Origin of the sequence: Paraburkholderia sp. A1RI_3L, from assembly GCF_048957895.1 — a bacterium.
Taxonomy (GTDB): domain Bacteria; phylum Pseudomonadota; class Gammaproteobacteria; order Burkholderiales; family Burkholderiaceae; genus Paraburkholderia; species Paraburkholderia kururiensis.
This window is the reverse complement of the sequence record NZ_JARCHA010000075.1, coordinates 1-493: the sequence shown is the minus strand read 5'-3', so window position 1 is coordinate 493 and position 493 is coordinate 1. Positions and strand designations below refer to the sequence as shown.

The window sequence follows — 493 nt, the reverse complement described above, 5'->3', positions numbered from 1 at the left end:
TTCTACTTCGACCTCGACCACGGCAAGCTCGCTCTCCACCGGCCTTTCGACCACGAACAGCTCGGTGACGTCGCTCTCGACATCGAGTTCGACGGCAACCACTTCGCTCTCCACGGCGATCTCGGCGAGCAAGACGCACTACTACAGCGTGAACGACAACGGCACGCAGCAGGCCAACTACAACAACGACGGCGCGACGGGCGTGAACGCGCTGGCCGCCGGCACGGGTGCAACGGCAGCGGGAGCGGCCGGCGTGGCGGTGGGCAACAACGCGAACGCGGCCGGCGCCAATGCGGTAGCGATCGGCTCGGGCGCGACGGCGGCGAATGCCGGCGCGGTGGCACTGGGCAACGGTTCGGTCACGGCCGCAGCCAACCCGACGTCCACCGGCACGGTAGGCGGCACGACCTACAGCTACGCGGGCACGAGCCCGTCGAGCGTGGTGAGCGTGGGCGCGCCGGGTGCCGAGCGGCAGATCACGAACGTGGCGGCC

At 69.8% G+C, this 493-nt stretch carries 1 pseudogene; it reads left to right on the top strand.

Going from position 1 to position 493, the window contains the following annotated elements:
• A pseudogene (locus tag PXJ20_RS32955) lies at positions 1–493 on the top strand (hypothetical protein); the annotation flags it as partial.